Below are 17,245 nucleotides of genomic sequence, written 5' to 3'. Positions count from 1 at the left end.
GTTATGAGCACGAAAATCATCAGCCTGGTGTCCATCGGCGCCCACCCGACCTCCGGCCGGCCACGTCGTGCGGAGCAAGATGCGCGGGCGGTGGAGCTGGGCCTGCAACTGGCTGGGGATAACCTGCAAGTGCTGCATGCCGGCGACGTCGCGGAACCTGCACTACGCGCCTATCTGGGCATGGGCCTGGAACAGCTGCATGTGCTTGAGCAACCGGAAGGCGCCGATGCATTGCCGGCATTGACCGCGTATTTGCGTGACGCCGGGGCTCAGGTCGTGCTGACCGGCAGCCAGGCAGAAACCGGTGAAGGTTCGGGCATGTTGCCGTTCCTGCTGGCGGAAAATCTGGGCTGGCCGCTGGTGGTAGGGCTGGCTCAAGTTGAATCCATCGACGGTCATTCAGCGTTGGTGCTGCAAGCCTTGCCGCGCGGTCAGCGCCGTCGCCTGAAAGTACGGCTGCCGTTTCTCGCGACTGTGGATAACGCCGCGCCGAAGCCTCGGCAGAGCGCTTATGGCCCGGCCCGACGCGGTGTGCTGCAGGCGGATGAAGTCGAAGTGATCGACGATGAGCTGCTGGCGGTCGCCACCCTGCAACCGGCCAAGCCACGGCCTAAACGCTTGAAGGTGATCAAGGCCAAGAGCGGCGCAGACCGGATGAAAGCCGCGACGGCCAAGGCCAGCGGTGGCGGCGGACAAGTGCTTAAAGGGTTGAGTGCCGAGGCGGGGGCCGAGGCGATTCTCAAGTTACTGATCGAAGAAGGCGTGGTCCGCTAGCGGTCCTGTGGGGGGCGGTAAATGGCAGTAGAGTTTCGTTCGGCTCTGCGCAGTGATGCGCGGGAGATTGCTCGCTTGTTCCAGATTTCGTCAGAAGGTGCTGCGGATTACATCTGGAGCCAACTGGCGCAACCCGGTCAGGATTTACTGGACGTGGGCGCCAGTCGTTACGCTCGTGACAACGTAGATTTTTCGTATCAGAACTGCCTCATCGCTGAGGTTGATGGAAACGTCATTGGCATGATGCACAGCTACGTGATGCGTCACGAACCACTGGCGCCTCCAGTGACCGATCCTGTCCTGGCTCCGTACGCCAAGATGGAAATTCCCGACACCCTCTATATTTCCAGCCTGGCGCTCCATGAAGGCTGGCGAAACCAGGGCCTGGGCAAGCAATTCCTCGCCTACGCTTACGACCGTGCCAACCAGCTGGGGCTCAATGGCTTGAGTCTGATCGACTACGCCGTGAACACCGGCGCCCGTCGGTTTTACGAGCGGCATGGGTTTCGTGTCGTCGATACCTGCCTGATTACTCCCCATCCGATGATTCGGGTCACGGGTGAGGCCTATCTGATGTATCGGCCCTAGTGAGCTACATTCCTCTATGAGCTGCTCAGGGGGGCCGCAGCGCTAGTTCATAAAACTCGTTTTCAGAATGGGTTGAACATGAAAGCGGTCAGTCGGCGTGAGACATGTCTGATCGGCGGGGTGTATTCAAAGTCGTCTCTGGTGCTGCTTGCCTTTTTTATCTGTGCAGCCACCAGTGCGATAGCTGATACCCGGCCGGCAGCTCCGGATTTCTACACATGGTTAGAGACCGAACAGGGACAAAAGGCGTCCTTGGCGCAGCTGAAACAGCAATGCGCCAAGGTGTTGGATGCTGAAAAAAACCTGAATTGTTCAGTGTCTGTTCTCGCCCGAATGTTCGAGGCCAAAACCGCAAACCAGATTCCCGAATACTATCTGGCGATCAAGCGACGTCACGCTCAGGCAATCGCGAATGATCCTGAACTCAACGCAATGTTTTCCATGTTCGGCAACGAATCCCTCGCGACCCTCAGATCGCTCGCCGATTTCTCGGTGAAAAGAACGACGCGGCACGAAGTGCTCGAGATCCATCCCTATGCCAGTGACGGTCACGTGACAGACGAGGTGCTGCCCTACCTCGATGTCAAAGCGGCCAATGGTGTCTCGTCACGCTTCATTCTGGACACCGGCGCGCCACAAACCCGGGTCAACCACGACACCGCGAAGCTGATGGGAATCAGGTTATTAACCGACTCTCACTATGGCTACAGCACGTTTTATGGCGAAAGAGACCTGTCTGCCAAACTCGGGATCTTTGAGTCTTTAAAGATAGGCTCAAGCGAGTTCAGAAACGTCCTGGTGTTTGTCAGCGACCGGGAAAACTTACTGGGGCTTGATCTGATCGGTAAGTTGGGGCGTTTGAAGGTCACCCAAAAGACCCTGGAGCTTAACGCCGAACCTCCCGCGCGATGCGATTCGCGAATCACCTATGCGCGCATCGACATCAATCAACGGCTGACCATTGCCGCACGCCTGGATCGTCGGGCCACGCCGGCGATAATCGACACCGGCAATGTTGATTACTTGACGTCTTCCGCGCCGGGCAACTCACCCATTCATGTCACCGATAAGCCGCGTTCCCAAACCTTCAAGGGTGAATTGAGCCTGGCGGGCCATATCCAATCGATCACCTACAACTACTACCCGGACTTTACGATTCCTCCGTCGTTGCTGCTGGGTCAGTACGTGCCTTCGCTTTTGCTTGGGTGGGGGGCATTCAATGACTATGAGTTGAATCTGGATATCGACTCAGGCTGGTCGTGTTTCAACAGGACCTGAGCGTGGTTACCCACAATCCCTATTAGCGCTTCTGTGGATAACATGTTCGCCCTTCGCTACACCCCATACAGATCAAGCCCTGCAACCCTTCGTACAAAAAACAACCAGCCTAACTTGCGGTTTTTTCAGGCTTTTTCCAGAGGATAACTTTGTGCGCGAGCCAATACTTGCCCCCAATCTCTGTTAGCGCATCTGTGGATAAGATGTTCGCTGTCCTCTACAGACCATATAAACCGGGCTTTCCAGGCTTGTGATCAAAAAACGATCAAATCGTCGTTTTAGACCGGGAAACCTCGCGCAAACCCAGATTTATCGCGGCTTCCAACGGTTTTCCACAGATCAGGCCAAGTTGCCCCCAAAGTCTGTTGGCGCTTCTGTGGATAAGGTGTTCGCCATCCTCTGCAAGCCACGTATGACGTGGCTTTCAAGCTTTCGATCAAAAAACAACCAATCACTGTTAAAAACCCTGCTTCTGGATAAGTCACGGATTTTCTTCAGTTTCTGTGGAGAAATTTTGCGCGGTAAACTGAGTTGTCCCCATTTGCTGTGGGCGAAGGTGTGGATAACTTGTTCGCGAACCTCTACAGCCCCATGCCAGCGGCAGCTCTAAAGCGATTGATCGAAATTTGAACAATAAAAAACCGCGAAACAGGTTCGCGGTTTTTTGTCTCTGCGGATCGGTCAGCCTTGAACCGGAACCCCTTTGAGGTAAGGCGCAGGTTCCGCGCCCAGGTTGCTCAGCAAACGCTCGCTGTACCAATCCACGAAGTTCACCACGCCAAACTCATAGGTCTTGGAGTAAGGGCCTGGCTGGTAAGCGGTGGAGTTGATACCGCGCTGGTTCTCTTCGGCCAGGCGACGGTCCTGGTTGTTGGTCTCATCCCAGACCTTGCGCATGCGCTCCACGTCGTAGTCCACGCCTTCGACTGCGTCCTTGTGCACGATCCACTTGGTGGTGACCATGGTTTCCTGAGCGCTGATTGGCCACACGGTGAACACAATGATGTGGTCGCCCATGCAGTGGTTCCACGAGTGCGGCAGGTGCAGGATGCGCATCGAGCCCAGGTCCGGGTTCTTGATGCGGCCCATGAGCTTGGCGCAGCCTTGTTTGCCGTCCATGGTCATCGACACGGTGCCCTTGAGCAGTGGCATGCGCACGATGCGGTTACGCAGGCCGAAACTGGCGTGGGCGTAAGGAATCTTTTCGGCTTCCCACGCTGCGGCGGAGGCGGCAACGTGATCCTTGAAGGCCTGGTCGGCACGCGGATCGGTCACGTCGTCCCATTCCAGCAGGGTTTTCAACAGTTCCGGGTGCGACGCGTTGCAGTGGTAGCACTCGCGGTTGTTTTCCAGCACCAGTTTCCAGTTGGCTTTTTCGAACAAGGTGGTCTGGATCGCCACCTTGGTGTTCTCCATGTCGTACGGTTCCATGTAATGGTTCAGCGTCGACAGGAAGTCATCGATGGCCGGCGGGTTCTCCGACAGGCTGATGAAGATGTAGCCACCAGCGGTCTTCACGTTCACCGGCTTGAGGCCGTACTGCTTCATGTCGAAGTCGTCGCCCATTTCGGTACCGGCGAACAACAGGCGACCGTCCAGCTCGTAGGTCCACTGGTGGTAGTGGCAAACCAGTTTGGCGACTTTGCCTTTTTCACTGGTGCACAGCCGCGAACCACGGTGACGGCAGACGTTATGGAACGCGTGAACCACGCCTTCAGCGCCGCGAATCACGATGATCGGGTTCTTGCCGATTTGCAGGGTCAGGAAGTTGCCCTTGGTAGGGATTTCGCAGGTCATGCCGGCGATCAACCACTCTTTCTGAAAGATTTCCTGCATGTCGATATCAAACAGCCGCTCGTCAGAGTAAAACGGCTGCGGCAGCGAGAAAGTACGCTCGCGCTCTTGCAGCATCTGCGCGGTGGCCTTGCGTGCGGGTTCCAGTGGATCGCCCAGGCTCAGGGTAGTGGTGACGTCCATCATTTAATCCTCAAGGCCATTCTGTGTGGCCGGCGAAAGTGGCTAATCAGGTTTGCTACGCAAGGTGTAAAGGATTGTGTCTTGGTATGGAGCGAGTGTGGGGCCGGCGCTGGGCAGAACCTTATCCATGGGCGACATGGCCCAATCTGTTCCCGACGCGCAACCCCCGGTAGATGCAGGCTGGTCGCGATAAGTATGTGAATGTCGCAGATAGGTAAATGGGTGGTTCGCACGTTACGCAGAATCGCCAACATAAGGCCGACCATCGGCGGTGGAGAACAGCATGTCCAACAGCTTCCTGAATCCGGTAACCACCCAGACCTGGGCCAATGGTCGACACATCGTCCGTTGCGTCAAAGTCATCCAGGAAACCTGGGATGTGCGCACCTTCTGCTTTATGGCTGACCAGCCAATCCTGTTCTTCTTTAAGCCGGGGCAGTTTGTCACCCTGGAGCTGGAAATCGAAGGCGTGCCGATCATGCGCTCCTACACCATTTCCAGCTCGCCATCGGTGCCGTACAGCTTTTCGGTGACCATCAAGCGTGTGCCGGGCGGCAAAGTCTCCAACTGGCTGCACGACACCCTGCACGAAGGCCAGGAGCTGGCCGTGCACGGGCCGGTCGGGCTGTTCAACGCCATGGATTTCACCGCGCCGAAGGTGCTGTACCTCAGCGGCGGTGTCGGTATCACGCCAGTCATGTCGATGGCTCGCTGGTTCTACGACACCAACGGCAACGTCGACATGGTGTTTATCCACAGCGCCCGTTCGCCCAAAGACATCATTTATCACCGCGAGCTGGAACACATGGCGTCGCGGATCGATAACTTCAGCCTGCACCTGATCTGCGAGAAACATGGTCTGGGTGAGCCGTGGGCCGGTTATCGCGGTTACCTGAACCACAAGATGCTCGAACTGATGGCGCCGGACTTCATGGAGCGCGAAGTGTTCTGCTGCGGCCCGACGCCGTACATGACCGCGGTCAAGCGCATGCTCGAAACCGCCGGTTTCGACATGTCGCGTTATCACGAAGAATCTTTCGGGGCCACGCCAGCGGAAGCCCGCGCCGATGCGGTGGAGCAAGCCGAACAAGCGGCGGATGCACCGGAAGTCGACGCGGCGGATCTGCACCAGGTGGAATTCACTGCGTCCGGCAAGAGCATTCGTGTTGCACCGGGTGAAACCGTGCATGCGGCGGCGGCCAAGCTTGGCCTGCTGATTCCGAAAGCGTGCGGGATGGGGATCTGCGGGACGTGCAAGGTGATGAAGCTGGGTGGCGAGGTCGAAATGGACCACAACGGCGGGATCACCGAGGAAGACGAAGCCGAAGGGTTCATTCTTTCGTGCTGCAGCGTGCCGAAAGGGGATGTGCGCATCGAGTTCTGATGTAAGTGTGGAGGGGTAGTCAACTTCAAGATCCACCCCTCACCCCAGCCCTCTCCCCACAGGGGAGAGGGGGAAAGTGAGCAGATCTGCGTTGGTTTCAGAACCTGAGTTCGACTCCAATATTTCAGGTCGATGTAGCTCCAAGAACGCCTCGGTCAGTCCCCTCTACCCTCTGGGGCGGTCCGACGTTTCGGGAGGGTTAGGGTGAGGGGTGGATCTAGCTGACACCCTAAACCACTCAGTCGACAAACAGGTCCGGCATCAGCGGGTCGGTGGTGTCGGGCGCAAACCGATATTGTTCAAAATCCGTCATCCCGTTTTCACCCAGAATCTCCTCATCAATCAACAAGCGACCAGTAATGCTGCGACCGCTGCTGCTCAGAATTACGTGGGCGGCGTCGGCCATGATCGCGGGCGTACGCGCATGCTTGAACGACTCGCGTGACCCCAGCTGAAATTCAATGGCGGCGGTGGCGATCATCGTCTGCGGCCACAGGGAATTGACGCTGATGCCGTAGTTCTTGAATTCCTCGCTCATGCCCATGGTCAGCATGCTCATGCCGTATTTGGTCACGGTGTAAGGGCTGTATTGAGCAAACCACTTGGTCGCCAGATTCAGCGGTGGGGAAAGGCTGAGGATGTGTCCGGCGCTTTTCTTCAGATAGGGCAGGGCGGCCTGGCTGCATAGGAGCACGGCGCGGGTGTTGATCTGGTGCATCAGGTCGAAGCGCTTGAGTTCGATGTGCTGAACCCCGGTCAGCTTGATCGCGCCGGCATTGTTGATCAGCGCATCAATGCCGCCGAAATGCTCGTTGGCCTGGGCCAATGCCTCACGCACCGCGACTTCATCACGCACATCCACCTGCAAGGCCAACGCCTTGCCGCCCGCGGCTTCAACTTCCTTCGCCACACTGAAAATCGTGCCCGGCAACTTGGGGTGCGGCTCGGCGCTTTTAGCGGCAATCACAATATTGGCCCCATCCCGCGCGGCGCGCAGCGCGATCTCACGACCAATCCCACGGCTGGCGCCGGTGATGAACAGGGTTTTGCCTTGTAAGGACATGCGTGCGCTCCTGATTGTTTTTATGTGAGCAGAGGCTCGCCAAACAATGTAGACCAAGAGTATGAGAGTCGAAATCAGGAGGCAGCGTCAGGAGATTTTTGTGGCGAGGGAGCTTGCTCCCGCTGGGCAGCGAAGCAGCCCCAGACTCTGAAAATGCGGTCTGCCTGACAGACCGCATTGTTTGATCTCACGACTGCTGCGCAGTCGAACGGGAGCAAGCTCCCTCGCCACAGGAGTTGTGCGCGTTAGCGGGACATGACTTCGCGAATATCCGCCGCCAATTCCCGTACGCGCTCTTCTTCGGTGTCCCACGAGCACATGAAGCGTGCGCCGCCGTTGCCGATGAAGGTGTAGAAGCGCCAGCCCTTGGCCGTCAGTGCGGCGATGGCCGGTTCCGACAGTTGCAGGAACACGCCGTTGGCCTGTACCGGGAACATCAGTTCCACGCCTGGAATGTCGCTGACCAGTTCAGCCAACAGCTGCGCGCAGTGGTTGGCGTGGCGGGCGTATTTGAGCCAGGCGTCGTTTTCCAGAATCCCGACCCACGGCGCCGACAGGAAACGCATCTTCGAAGCAAGCTGCCCGGCCTGTTTGCAGCGGTAGTCGAAGTCTTCGGCCAGTTTGTGGTTGAAGAACAGAATCGCTTCCCCTACCGCCATGCCGTTTTTCGTGCCGCCGAAGCACAACACGTCGACACCGGCCTTCCAGGTCAGGTCGGCCGGCGTGCAGCCAAGGAAAGCGCAGGCGTTGGAGAATCGCGCGCCGTCCATGTGCAGGTTCAGGCCCAGCTCTTTGCAGGTGGCGCTGATGGCGCGGATTTCTTCCGGGGTGTAGACGCTGCCGACTTCGGTCGCCTGGGTCAGGGTCACGACGCGCGGTTTCGGGTAGTGGATGTCCTGGCGCTTGAGCGCGATTTCGCGGATCGATTCCGGGGTCAGCTTGCCGTTTTCAGTGCGGGCGATGAGCAGCTTGGAACCGTTGGAAAAGAATTCCGGTGCGCCGCATTCGTCGGTTTCGACGTGGGCGGTTTCCGAGCAGATCACGCTGTGGTAACTCTGGCACAGCGACGACAGGGCCAGGGAGTTGGCTGCGGTGCCGTTGAACGCGAAGAACACTTCGCAGTCGGTTTCGAACAGTTTGCGGAAATCGTCGGACGCGCGTGCGGTCCATTCGTCGTCGCCATAGGCGCGTTGATGGCCGTGGTTGGCCTGTTCCATGGCCGCCCAGGCTTCAGGGCAGATACCGGAATAGTTGTCGCTGGCGAATTGTTGGCTCTTATCGGTCATGGCCGGCTTCCGTGGTCGAGGCTCTTATGGTGAAGGGCCTCGTGGTCAATGATGGTGCGCACTTTACCGAAGATCGTCCGGGGAGCACACGCGATGATGCTGTCAGAAAAATACAAAGACGCCGGGCAATTATGCACATGACGCAAAGGGATGGGGCACTGGATCTGCTCAAGTGGCTGGCGCTGTTGAGCATGGTGCTCGATCACCTGCGATATGTCGGTTATTCCGTCGATCTGCTGTATGTGCCGGGGCGGTTGGCGTTCCCGTGGTTCTGTCTGGCAATGGCCGCAAACCTGGCGCGGGCCCGCTCGGTGACGACGGACGGCCAGTGGCGTTATCTGGGGTGGTTGCTGTTGTTTAGCGCCATCAGCGAAATTCCCTACCGGATGTACATTCCTGCTCCCGACACCTTCAACGTGCTGCCCACGTTGACGTTGGGATTGCTGGTGGCCCGTGGCTGGCAGGACCGAGCGCTGCAAGCGCGGCTATTAGCGGCAAGCGCCTTGCTGCTGGCGGCGCTGTTCCCGGAGCGACTGATGTTCGGCTTCTTCGGCGTGCTGTTGCCGCTGGCGATGTTGCTGGTGATCAAGCGGCCCTGGTACTTCAGCCTGTTACCGGGAGTGGTCTGTCTGGCAGCCAATCAGTGGCCAGTGCTGTATTCCTCCGCGCAGTTTCACAATGTTGAAGCCATCCTCGGCATCGCCGCTTGTCTGATCGCGCCACTGGCCGGCCTGCTTTTGCTACGCCATGCCGGCCGGCTCAAACCTCCACCGCCGATGCGTCGCTGGGCTTACGTGCTCTATCCCGCGCATTTCCTGTTATTGCTGGCTCTACGCGAAGGGTTGGCGAAGCTGTCCGGTTGAGTTCATTTATCCCTGTGCGCCTGCCTATGTCGTAAACGCACCTTTGCGTGGCGTCCGTAGGCATTTGGCCTGTCTGCGCCGGTCATACCATCGCATTCAAAGGGCACTGTCGAAACACCAGTGCCTTACCGAGACGAATGGCGCATAGATGCCGCTGGGAGAGACGCGATGTTCAGCAAGCAAGACCAGATCCAGGGTTACGACGATGCACTGCTGGCGGCGATGAATGCCGAGGAGCAACGCCAGGAAGATCACATCGAGCTGATCGCGTCAGAGAACTACACCAGCAAACGCGTCATGGAAGCGCAAGGCAGTGGCCTGACCAACAAATACGCCGAAGGCTATCCGGGCAAGCGCTACTACGGTGGCTGCGAGCACGTCGATAAAGTTGAAGCGCTGGCCATCGAACGCGCCAAGCAACTGTTCGGCGCTGATTACGCCAACGTTCAGCCGCACTCCGGCTCCTCGGCCAACAGCGCCGTTTACCTGGCTCTGCTGCAGGCCGGCGACACCATCCTCGGCATGAGCCTGGCCCACGGTGGTCACCTGACCCACGGCGCCAAAGTGTCGTCTTCGGGCAAGCTGTACAACGCCGTGCAGTACGGCATCGACACCAAAACCGGGCTGATCGACTACGACGAAGTCGAGCGTCTGGCCGTCGAGTGCAAGCCTAAGATGATCGTTGCTGGCTTCTCGGCCTATTCCAAGACCCTCGACTTCCCACGCTTCCGTCAGATTGCCGACAAAGTCGGTGCCCTGCTGTTCGTCGACATGGCGCACGTCGCCGGTCTGGTCGCTGCCGGCCTGTACCCGAACCCGCTGCCTTACGCCGATGTGGTTACCACCACCACCCACAAGACCCTGCGCGGTCCACGTGGCGGCCTGATCCTGTGCAAGTCCAACGAAGAAATCGAGAAGAAGCTCAACGCGGCAGTCTTCCCCGGTGCCCAGGGCGGCCCGCTGATGCACGTGATCGCTGGTAAAGCGGTGTGCTTCAAGGAAGCGCTGGAGCCTGGCTTCAAGGCTTACCAGCAACAAGTGATCGACAACGCCCAGGCCATGGCGGGCGTATTTATCAAACGCGGCTACGATGTAGTGTCCGGCGGTACCGACAATCACCTGTTCCTGGTCAGCCTGATCCGTCAGGGCCTCACCGGCAAAGAGGCGGATGCAGCACTCGGTCGCGCCCACATCACCGTGAACAAGAACGCTGTCCCGAACGATCCGCAGTCGCCGTTCGTGACCTCCGGCCTGCGCATCGGCACCCCGGCGGTGACCACTCGCGGCTTCAAGGTTACCCAGTGCGTCACGCTTGCCGGCTGGATCTGCGACATCCTCGACAACCTCGGCGACGCCGACGTAGAGGCCAATGTTGCGCAGCAAGTTTCGGCCCTGTGCGCGGACTTCCCGGTTTATCGCTGAGCGCGGTTTTGGAGTAAATGACTATGCAACGCTACTCGGGCTTCGGCCTCTTCAAACACTCCCTCAGCCATCACGAAAACTGGCAGAAAATGTGGCGCACGCCGACCCCTAAAAAGGTCTATGACGTGGTCATCGTCGGCGGTGGCGGGCATGGTCTGGCGACCGCTTACTACCTGGCCAAGGAACACGGCATCACTAACGTGGCCGTGGTCGAGAAAGGCTGGCTGGGCGGCGGTAACACCGCGCGCAACACCACCATCGTTCGCTCCAACTACCTGTGGGACGAGTCGGCGCACCTGTATGAGCACGCGATGAAATTGTGGGAAGGCCTGTCCCAGGACCTGAACTACAACGTGATGTTCTCCCAGCGCGGCGTCTACAACTTGTGCCACACCCTGCAGGACATTCGTGATTCCGAGCGTCGGGTCAGCGCCAACCGCCTCAACGGCGTGGACGGCGAACTGCTCGATGCCAAGCAAGTGGCCGACGAGATTCCGTACCTCGACTGCTCCAAGAACACCCGCTACCCGGTGATGGGCGCCACCGTCCAGCGTCGCGGCGGCGTGGCCCGTCACGATGCCGTGGCCTGGGGTTTTGCCCGTGCCGCCGACGCACTCGGCGTGGACCTGATCCAGCAGACCGAAGTGATCGGTTTCCGCAAGGAAAACGGCGTGTGTATCGGCGTTGAAACCAACAAGGGCTTCATCGGCGCCAAGCGCGTCGGTGTGGTCACTGCGGGTAACTCCGGGCACATGGCCAAACTCGCCGGTTTCCGCCTGCCGATCGAATCCCACCCGCTGCAAGCGCTGGTGTCCGAGCCGATCAAGCCGATTATCGACAGCGTGATCATGTCCAACGCCGTGCACGGTTACATCAGCCAGTCCGACAAGGGCGACCTGGTGATCGGCGCCGGTATCGACGGCTACAACGGCTACGGCCAGCGCGGTTCGTACCCGGTGATCGAACACACCATCCAGGCCATCGTCGAGATGTTCCCGGTGCTGTCCCGCGTACGCATGAACCGTCAGTGGGGCGGCATCGTCGACACCACCCCGGATGCGTGCCCGATCATTTCGAAAACCCCGGTCCCGAACATGTTCTTCAACTGCGGTTGGGGCACCGGTGGCTTCAAGGCCACACCTGGCTCGGGCAACGTGTTTGCTGCGAGTCTGGCCAAGGGTGAAATGCACCCATTGGCTGCACCTTTCTCCATCGACCGTTTCCACAACGGTGCGTTGATCGACGAACACGGCGCTGCTGCGGTTGCCCACTAACAGGAGAAATCCCCATGTTGCATATCTTCTGTCCTCACTGCGGCGAGCTGCGCTCTGAAGAGGAATTCCACGCATCCGGCCAGGCGCATATCCCGCGTCCACTGGATCCGAACAGCTGCACCGACGAGGAGTGGGGCGACTACATGTTCTTCCGCGATAACCCTCGCGGTCTGCACCACGAGCTGTGGGATCACGTCGCCGGTTGCCGTCAGTATTTCAACGCCACCCGTGACACCGTGACCTACGAGATTCTCGAAACCTACAAGATCGGCGCCAAGCCACAATTCACCGACAAGACCGATAGCCCGAAAGCGGCCGCCACGGCTCTGGGAGAGAAGGTATGAGCCAGATCAATCGCCTGTCCAACGGCGGACGGATCGACCGCAACAAAGTGCTGAGCTTCACCTTCAACGGCCAGACCTACAAAGGCTTTGAAGGCGATTCCCTGGCCGCGGCCTTGCTGGCCAACGGCGTCGACATCATCGGTCGCAGCTTCAAGTACTCCCGTCCGCGCGGCATTTTCGCTGCGGGCGCCGAAGAGCCGAACGCCGTGCTGCAAATCGGCGCGACCGAAGCCACGCAGATCCCTAACGTACGCGCCACGCAACAAGCGCTGTATCAAGGTCTGGTCGCCACCAGCACCAACGGCTGGCCGAGCGTGAACAACGACATGATGGGGATTCTCGGCAAGGTCGGCGGCAAGCTGATGCCGCCGGGCTTCTACTACAAAACCTTCATGTACCCGCAATCGTTCTGGATGACTTACGAGAAATACATTCGTAAGGCCGCCGGTCTTGGCCGCTCGCCTACCGAGAACGATCCGGACACCTACGACTACATGAACCAGCACTGCGACGTGCTGATCGTCGGCGCTGGCCCTGCTGGCCTGGCCGCTGCGCTGGCGGCTGCCCGCAGCGGTGCCCGTGTGATCCTCGCCGATGAACAGGAAGAGTTCGGCGGCAGCCTGCTCGACTCCCGCGAAAGCCTCGACGGCAAACCGGCCACCGAATGGGTTGCCAGTGTCATCGCCGAGCTCAAGGACACCCCGGACGTGCTGCTGTTGCCGCGCGCCACGGTCAACGGCTACCACGACCATAACTTCCTGACCATTCACGAGCGCCTGACCGATCACCTCGGCGATCGCGCCCCGATTGGCCAGGTGCGTCAGCGCATTCACCGTGTTCGCGCCAAGCGTGTAGTGCTGGCGACCGGCACTCACGAGCGTCCGCTGGTTTACGGCAACAACGACGTGCCGGGCAACATGCTCGCCGGCGCTGTGTCGACTTACGTGCGTCGTTACGGCGTGGCACCGGGCAAAAAACTGGTGTTGTCGACCAACAACGATCACGCCTATCGCGTGGCACTGGACTGGCTCGACGCCAGCCTGCAAGTCGTCGCCATCGCCGATGCTCGCAGCAATCCGCGCGGTGCGCTGGTTGAAGAAGCGCGCGCCAAAGGCATTCGCATCCTGACCGGCAGCGCCGTGATCGAGGCACGTGGCAGCAAGCACGTGACCGCCGCTCGCGTTGCCGCTATCGATGTCAAAGCGCATACCGTGACCAGTCCAGGTGAGTGGCTTGAATGCGACCTGGTTGCCAGCTCCGGCGGTTACAGCCCGGTGGTTCACCTGGCGTCGCACTTGGGTGGCAAGCCGATCTGGCGTGAAGACATCCTCGGTTTCGTACCGGGCGAAGCACCGCAGAAACGCGTGTGCGTCGGTGGCATCAACGGCGTCTACGGCCTCGGCGATTCCCTGGCAGATGGTTTTGAAGGCGGCGCTCGCGCAGCCAGCGAAGCCGGTTTCAGCGTGGTCGAAGGCACCTTGCCGAAAGCCCTGAGCCGTCTGGAAGAACCCACTCTGGCGCTGTTCCAGGTGCCACACGAAAAGAACACCGCACGTGCGCCGAAGCAATTCGTCGACCTGCAAAACGACGTCACCGCCGCTGCCATCGAACTGGCGACCCGCGAAGGCTTCGAGTCGGTCGAGCACGTCAAACGCTACACCGCACTGGGCTTCGGCACTGACCAGGGCAAGCTCGGCAACGTCAACGGCCTGGCCATCGCCGCCCGTTCGCTGAACGTGACCATCCCGCAGATGGGCACCACCATGTTCCGTCCGAACTACACGCCGGTAACTTTCGGTGCTGTGGCCGGCCGTCACTGTGGGCACATCTTCGAGCCAGTTCGTTTCACCGCGCTGCATCACTGGCACGTGAAGAACGGCGCCGAGTTCGAAGACGTCGGTCAGTGGAAACGTCCGTGGTACTTCCCGAAAAACGGTGAAGACCTGCATACCGCCGTGAAGCGCGAATGCAAAGCCGTGCGCGACAGCGTCGGCCTGCTGGACGCCTCGACCCTGGGCAAAATCGACATCCAGGGCCCGGATTCGCGTGAGTTCCTCAACCGCATCTACACCAACGCCTGGACCAAGCTCGACGTGGGCAAGGCGCGCTACGGCCTGATGTGCAAAGAAGACGGCATGGTCTTCGACGACGGCGTAACCGCCTGTCTCGCCGACAACCACTTCGTGATGACCACCACCACCGGCGGCGCTGCACGCGTGCTGCAATGGCTGGAAATCTACCACCAGACCGAATGGCCAGACCTGAAGGTGTACTTCACTTCCGTGACGGATCACTGGGCAACCATGACCCTGTCCGGGCCGAACAGCCGCAAGCTGCTCAGCGAAGTCACTGACATCGACCTGACCAACGAAGCCTTCCCGTTCATGACCTGGAAAGAAGGCCTGGTCGGCGGTGTGCCGGCGCGGGTGTTCCGGATTTCGTTTACCGGTGAGCTGTCGTACGAAGTCAACGTGCAAGCCGACTACGCCATGGGCGTGCTCGAGAAAATCGTCGAGGCCGGCAAGAAGTACAACCTGACCCCGTACGGCACGGAAACCATGCACGTACTGCGGGCCGAGAAGGGCTTCATCATCGTCGGTCAGGACACTGACAGCTCGATGACCCCGGACGACCTGAACATGGGCTGGTGTGTCGGTCGCACCAAACCGTTCTCGTGGATCGGCTGGCGTGGCATGAACCGTGAAGACTGCGTGCGTGATCAGCGCAAACAGCTGGTTGGCCTGAAGCCGATCGATCCGACCAAATGGCTGCCGGAAGGTGCGCAACTGGTGTTCAACACCAAGCAAACCATCCCGATGACCATGGTGGGTCACGTGACTTCCAGTTACCTGCACAACTCCCTGGGCTATTCGTTTGCCATGGGCGTGGTCAAGGGCGGCTTGAAGCGCATGGGTGAGCGGGTGTTCGCACCGCTGGCCGATGGCAGCGTGATCGAAGCGGAAATCGTTTCTTCGGTGTTCTTCGATCCGAAGGGTGATCGCCAGAACATTTGATGGTTCGGATCCTGTGGAGTGCAGTTGCACCGTGGTGACTTCATCGCGAGCAGGCTCACTCCTACAGGTAATCGCGTACCCCTTGTAGGAGTGAGCCTGCTCGCGATAGCGGTAGATCTGCTTGCACAGGGCTCAAGTCAGAATTCAGGAAAGGTGCTTTATGACCGCAGCCAATGTTTACCAACAACGCCCAACCACTGGGGCCAAGGCCGAGTCGTCGCTGCATCACGCCGACCTCGCCAGCCTGGTGGGCAAGGGTCGCAAAAGCGCCGGCGTGATCGTGCGTGAGAAAAAACTCCTCGGCCACCTGACCATTCGTGGCGATGGTCATGATGCTGCGTTTGCTGCCGGCGTGCACAAAGCCCTCGGTATCGAATTGCCGGGCGCGCTGACCGTCATCGTCAAAGGCGAAACCAGTCTGCAATGGATGGGGCCGGATGAATGGCTACTGATCGTGCCGACCGGTGAAGAATTCGCCGCCGAGAAGAAACTGCGTGAAGCGCTGGGCGGCCTGCACATCGCGATCACCAACGTCAGCGGCGGCCAGCAGCTCCTCGAACTGAGCGGCCCGAACGTGCGCCAGGTGCTGATGAAGTCCACCAGCTATGACGTGCACCCCAACAGCTTCCCGGTAGGCAAGGCTGTGGGCACCGTGTTTGCCAAGTCGCAACTGGTGATCCGCCACACCGCCGAAGACACCTGGGAACTGCTGATTCGTCGCAGCTTCTCGGATTACTGGTGGTTGTGGTTGCAGGATGCTGCGGCTGAGTACGGGCTTAGTGTTCAGGCTTGAGATCGACCCCTCACCCCAACCCTCTCCCCACGGGGGAGAGGGGAAAGGGGGCAGATCTCCGCTGTTTTCAGGACCTGAGTTCGACTCGGAACTTCAGGTCGATGTAGCTCCAAGAACAACTCGGTCAGTCCCCTCGCCCCTTTGGGGAGAGGGTTAGGGTGAGGGGGCGATCCTCCTGACACCCCGCAACCAAGGAGTCACCGCACTATGAGCCGCGCCCCAGACACATGGATTCTGACCGCCGACTGCCCAAGCGTTCTCGGCACCGTGGACGCGGTGACCCGCTTTCTGTTCGAGCAGGGCTGCTACGTCACCGAACACCATTCCTTTGATGATCGGCTCTCGGGCCGTTTCTTCATTCGTGTGGAATTCCGTCAGCCCGACGGCTTTGACGAACAAGCTTTCCGCGCAGGGCTCGAAGAGCGTGGCCAAGCCTTTGGCATGATCTTCGAACTGACCGCGCCGAACTACCGCCCGAAAGTGGTGATCATGGTTTCCAAAGCCGATCACTGCCTCAACGATTTGCTCTACCGCCAGCGCATCGGTCAATTGTCGATGGACGTGGCCGCCGTGGTTTCCAACCACCCGGACCTCAAGCCGTTGGCGGACTGGCATCAGATTCCGTACTACCACTTCCCGCTGGACCCGAACGACAAGCCGTCGCAGGAGCGTCAGGTCTGGCAGGTGATCGAAGAGTCCGGCGCCGAACTGGTGATTCTTGCCCGCTACATGCAAGTCCTGTCGCCCGAGCTGTGCCGCAAACTCGACGGCAAGGCGATCAATATCCATCACTCCCTGCTGCCCGGTTTCAAAGGCGCCAAGCCTTATCACCAGGCTTACAACAAGGGCGTGAAACTGGTTGGCGCCACGGCGCACTACATCAACAACGACCTGGACGAAGGCCCGATCATCGCCCAAGGCGTAGAGGCTGTGGACCACAGTCATTACCCGGAAGATTTGATCGCCAAGGGGCGGGATATCGAAGGGCTGACCCTGGCCCGGGCGGTGGGTTATCACATTGAAAGACGCGTGTTTTTGAACGCCAATCGCACGGTCGTTCTCTAGATCGCTATCGCGAGCAAGCCTCGCTCCTACAGGATTGAGGTCGATCGCGGAGATGGAGACAACCTCAATCCTGTAGGAGCGAGGCTTGCCCGCGAAGAGGCCCTGACAAACAACGCAAAA

14 protein-coding genes are annotated in these 17,245 nt (G+C 59.4%); 11 read left to right on the top strand and 3 right to left on the bottom strand.

What is annotated here, in order from left to right; all coding sequences use genetic code 11:
- Nucleotides 1-3: 3 nt before the first annotated feature.
- From etfB to QF010_RS10985, 3 genes are all read left to right on the top strand, one after another.
- A complete protein-coding gene (gene etfB, locus QF010_RS10995) occupies nt 4-774 on the top strand; it encodes an electron transfer flavoprotein subunit beta (RefSeq protein WP_429511723.1) in 771 nt (256 codons plus the stop codon).
- Nucleotides 775-795: 21 nt separating this feature from the next.
- Nucleotides 796-1,362 carry a GNAT family N-acetyltransferase gene (locus tag QF010_RS10990; RefSeq protein WP_429533120.1) on the top strand — a complete coding sequence of 189 codons (567 nt, stop codon included), beginning with the start codon at nt 796-798 and terminating at the stop codon, nt 1,360-1,362.
- A 78-nt stretch (nt 1,363-1,440) separates the two neighbouring features.
- On the top strand, nt 1,441-2,640 hold the full coding sequence (locus tag QF010_RS10985) for a retroviral-like aspartic protease family protein (RefSeq protein WP_429533119.1): 1,200 nt from the start codon (nt 1,441-1,443) through the stop codon (nt 2,638-2,640).
- A gap of 681 nt (nt 2,641-3,321) precedes the next feature.
- Here QF010_RS10985 and gbcA read toward each other — a convergent pair.
- Nucleotides 3,322-4,617 carry a glycine-betaine demethylase subunit GbcA gene (gene gbcA, locus QF010_RS10980; protein ID WP_033060752.1) on the bottom strand — a complete coding sequence of 432 codons (1,296 nt, stop codon included), beginning with the start codon at nt 4,615-4,617 and terminating at the stop codon, nt 3,322-3,324.
- Nucleotides 4,618-4,900: 283 nt separating this feature from the next.
- Here gbcA and gbcB point away from each other — a divergent pair, with 283 nt between their 5' ends.
- Entirely contained in the window at nt 4,901-6,001 is a 1,101-nt protein-coding gene (gene gbcB / locus QF010_RS10975; protein ID WP_033060751.1) for a glycine-betaine demethylase subunit GbcB, read from the top strand.
- A 238-nt stretch (nt 6,002-6,239) separates the two neighbouring features.
- Here the strand turns inward: gbcB and QF010_RS10970 are convergent, their stop codons facing one another.
- Nucleotides 6,240-7,064, bottom strand: a complete 825-nt coding sequence (locus QF010_RS10970; RefSeq protein WP_429511727.1) for an SDR family oxidoreductase — start codon at nt 7,062-7,064, stop codon at nt 6,240-6,242.
- A gap of 245 nt (nt 7,065-7,309) precedes the next feature.
- Nucleotides 7,310-8,350 carry a threonine aldolase family protein gene (locus QF010_RS10965; RefSeq protein ID WP_033053959.1) on the bottom strand — a complete coding sequence of 347 codons (1,041 nt, stop codon included), beginning with the start codon at nt 8,348-8,350 and terminating at the stop codon, nt 7,310-7,312.
- A 131-nt stretch (nt 8,351-8,481) separates the two neighbouring features.
- Between QF010_RS10965 and QF010_RS10960 the strand changes: the two genes are divergently transcribed.
- The 7 genes from QF010_RS10960 (at nt 8,482) to purU (ending at nt 17,125) form a co-directional block, all read left to right on the top strand.
- Nucleotides 8,482-9,213, top strand: a complete 732-nt coding sequence (locus QF010_RS10960; protein ID WP_429533118.1) for a TraX family protein — start codon at nt 8,482-8,484, stop codon at nt 9,211-9,213.
- A gap of 168 nt (nt 9,214-9,381) precedes the next feature.
- Nucleotides 9,382-10,635: a serine hydroxymethyltransferase gene (gene glyA, locus QF010_RS10955; protein ID WP_033053962.1), complete on the top strand. Its 1,254-nt coding sequence runs from the start codon at nt 9,382-9,384 to the stop codon at nt 10,633-10,635.
- A 23-nt stretch (nt 10,636-10,658) separates the two neighbouring features.
- Nucleotides 10,659-11,909, top strand: coding sequence for a sarcosine oxidase subunit beta (locus QF010_RS10950; protein WP_007947735.1), 1,251 nt, complete (start codon nt 10,659-10,661; stop codon nt 11,907-11,909).
- 14 nt (nt 11,910-11,923) lie between these two features.
- Complete coding sequence (locus QF010_RS10945) at nt 11,924-12,253, top strand: sarcosine oxidase subunit delta (RefSeq protein ID WP_033053963.1); 330 nt, start codon at nt 11,924-11,926, stop codon at nt 12,251-12,253.
- On the top strand, nt 12,250-15,267 hold the full coding sequence (locus QF010_RS10940) for a sarcosine oxidase subunit alpha (RefSeq protein WP_429533117.1): 3,018 nt from the start codon (nt 12,250-12,252) through the stop codon (nt 15,265-15,267). Before QF010_RS10945 ends, QF010_RS10940 begins: the two co-directional genes overlap by 4 nt.
- A 160-nt stretch (nt 15,268-15,427) precedes the next feature.
- Nucleotides 15,428-16,060 (top strand): sarcosine oxidase subunit gamma, encoded by a 633-nt coding sequence (locus tag QF010_RS10935; RefSeq protein ID WP_033053965.1) that lies wholly within the window; start codon nt 15,428-15,430, stop codon nt 16,058-16,060.
- 207 nt (nt 16,061-16,267) lie between these two features.
- The gene (gene purU, locus QF010_RS10930) at nt 16,268-17,125 is read left to right on the top strand and encodes a formyltetrahydrofolate deformylase (RefSeq protein ID WP_008147101.1); all 858 of its coding nucleotides are present in this window, start codon (nt 16,268-16,270) and stop codon (nt 17,123-17,125) included.
- Nucleotides 17,126-17,245 lie beyond the last annotated feature (120 nt).

Source organism: Pseudomonas silensiensis, from assembly GCF_050434865.1.
GTDB classification, from domain to species: Bacteria; Pseudomonadota; Gammaproteobacteria; order Pseudomonadales; family Pseudomonadaceae; genus Aquipseudomonas; species Aquipseudomonas fluorescens_W.
The sequence above is the reverse complement of the archived record's forward strand: the minus strand, read 5'-3'. Positions and strand labels throughout refer to the sequence as shown.

What these genes read in the sequence shown, in the direction of transcription:
- QF010_RS10935 (WP_033053965.1), top strand. Translation starts at nt 15,428, where the DNA reads ATGACCGCAGCCAATGTTTACCAACAACGCCCAACCACTGGGGCCAAG.
- purU (WP_008147101.1), top strand. Translation starts at nt 16,268, where the DNA reads ATGAGCCGCGCCCCAGACACATGGATTCTGACCGCCGACTGCCCAAGC.
- gbcB (WP_033060751.1), top strand. Translation starts at nt 4,901, where the DNA reads ATGTCCAACAGCTTCCTGAATCCGGTAACCACCCAGACCTGGGCCAAT.
- QF010_RS10965 (WP_033053959.1), bottom strand. Translation starts at nt 8,350, where the DNA reads ATGACCGATAAGAGCCAACAATTCGCCAGCGACAACTATTCCGGTATC.
- QF010_RS10990 (WP_429533120.1), top strand. Translation starts at nt 796, where the DNA reads ATGGCAGTAGAGTTTCGTTCGGCTCTGCGCAGTGATGCGCGGGAGATT.
- gbcA (WP_033060752.1), bottom strand. Translation starts at nt 4,617, where the DNA reads ATGGACGTCACCACTACCCTGAGCCTGGGCGATCCACTGGAACCCGCA.
- QF010_RS10960 (WP_429533118.1), top strand. Translation starts at nt 8,482, where the DNA reads ATGCACATGACGCAAAGGGATGGGGCACTGGATCTGCTCAAGTGGCTG.
- glyA (WP_033053962.1), top strand. Translation starts at nt 9,382, where the DNA reads ATGTTCAGCAAGCAAGACCAGATCCAGGGTTACGACGATGCACTGCTG.
- etfB (WP_429511723.1), top strand. Translation starts at nt 4, where the DNA reads ATGAGCACGAAAATCATCAGCCTGGTGTCCATCGGCGCCCACCCGACC.
- QF010_RS10970 (WP_429511727.1), bottom strand. Translation starts at nt 7,064, where the DNA reads ATGTCCTTACAAGGCAAAACCCTGTTCATCACCGGCGCCAGCCGTGGG.
- QF010_RS10940 (WP_429533117.1), top strand. Translation starts at nt 12,250, where the DNA reads ATGAGCCAGATCAATCGCCTGTCCAACGGCGGACGGATCGACCGCAAC.
- QF010_RS10985 (WP_429533119.1), top strand. Translation starts at nt 1,441, where the DNA reads ATGAAAGCGGTCAGTCGGCGTGAGACATGTCTGATCGGCGGGGTGTAT.
- QF010_RS10945 (WP_033053963.1), top strand. Translation starts at nt 11,924, where the DNA reads ATGTTGCATATCTTCTGTCCTCACTGCGGCGAGCTGCGCTCTGAAGAG.
- QF010_RS10950 (WP_007947735.1), top strand. Translation starts at nt 10,659, where the DNA reads ATGCAACGCTACTCGGGCTTCGGCCTCTTCAAACACTCCCTCAGCCAT.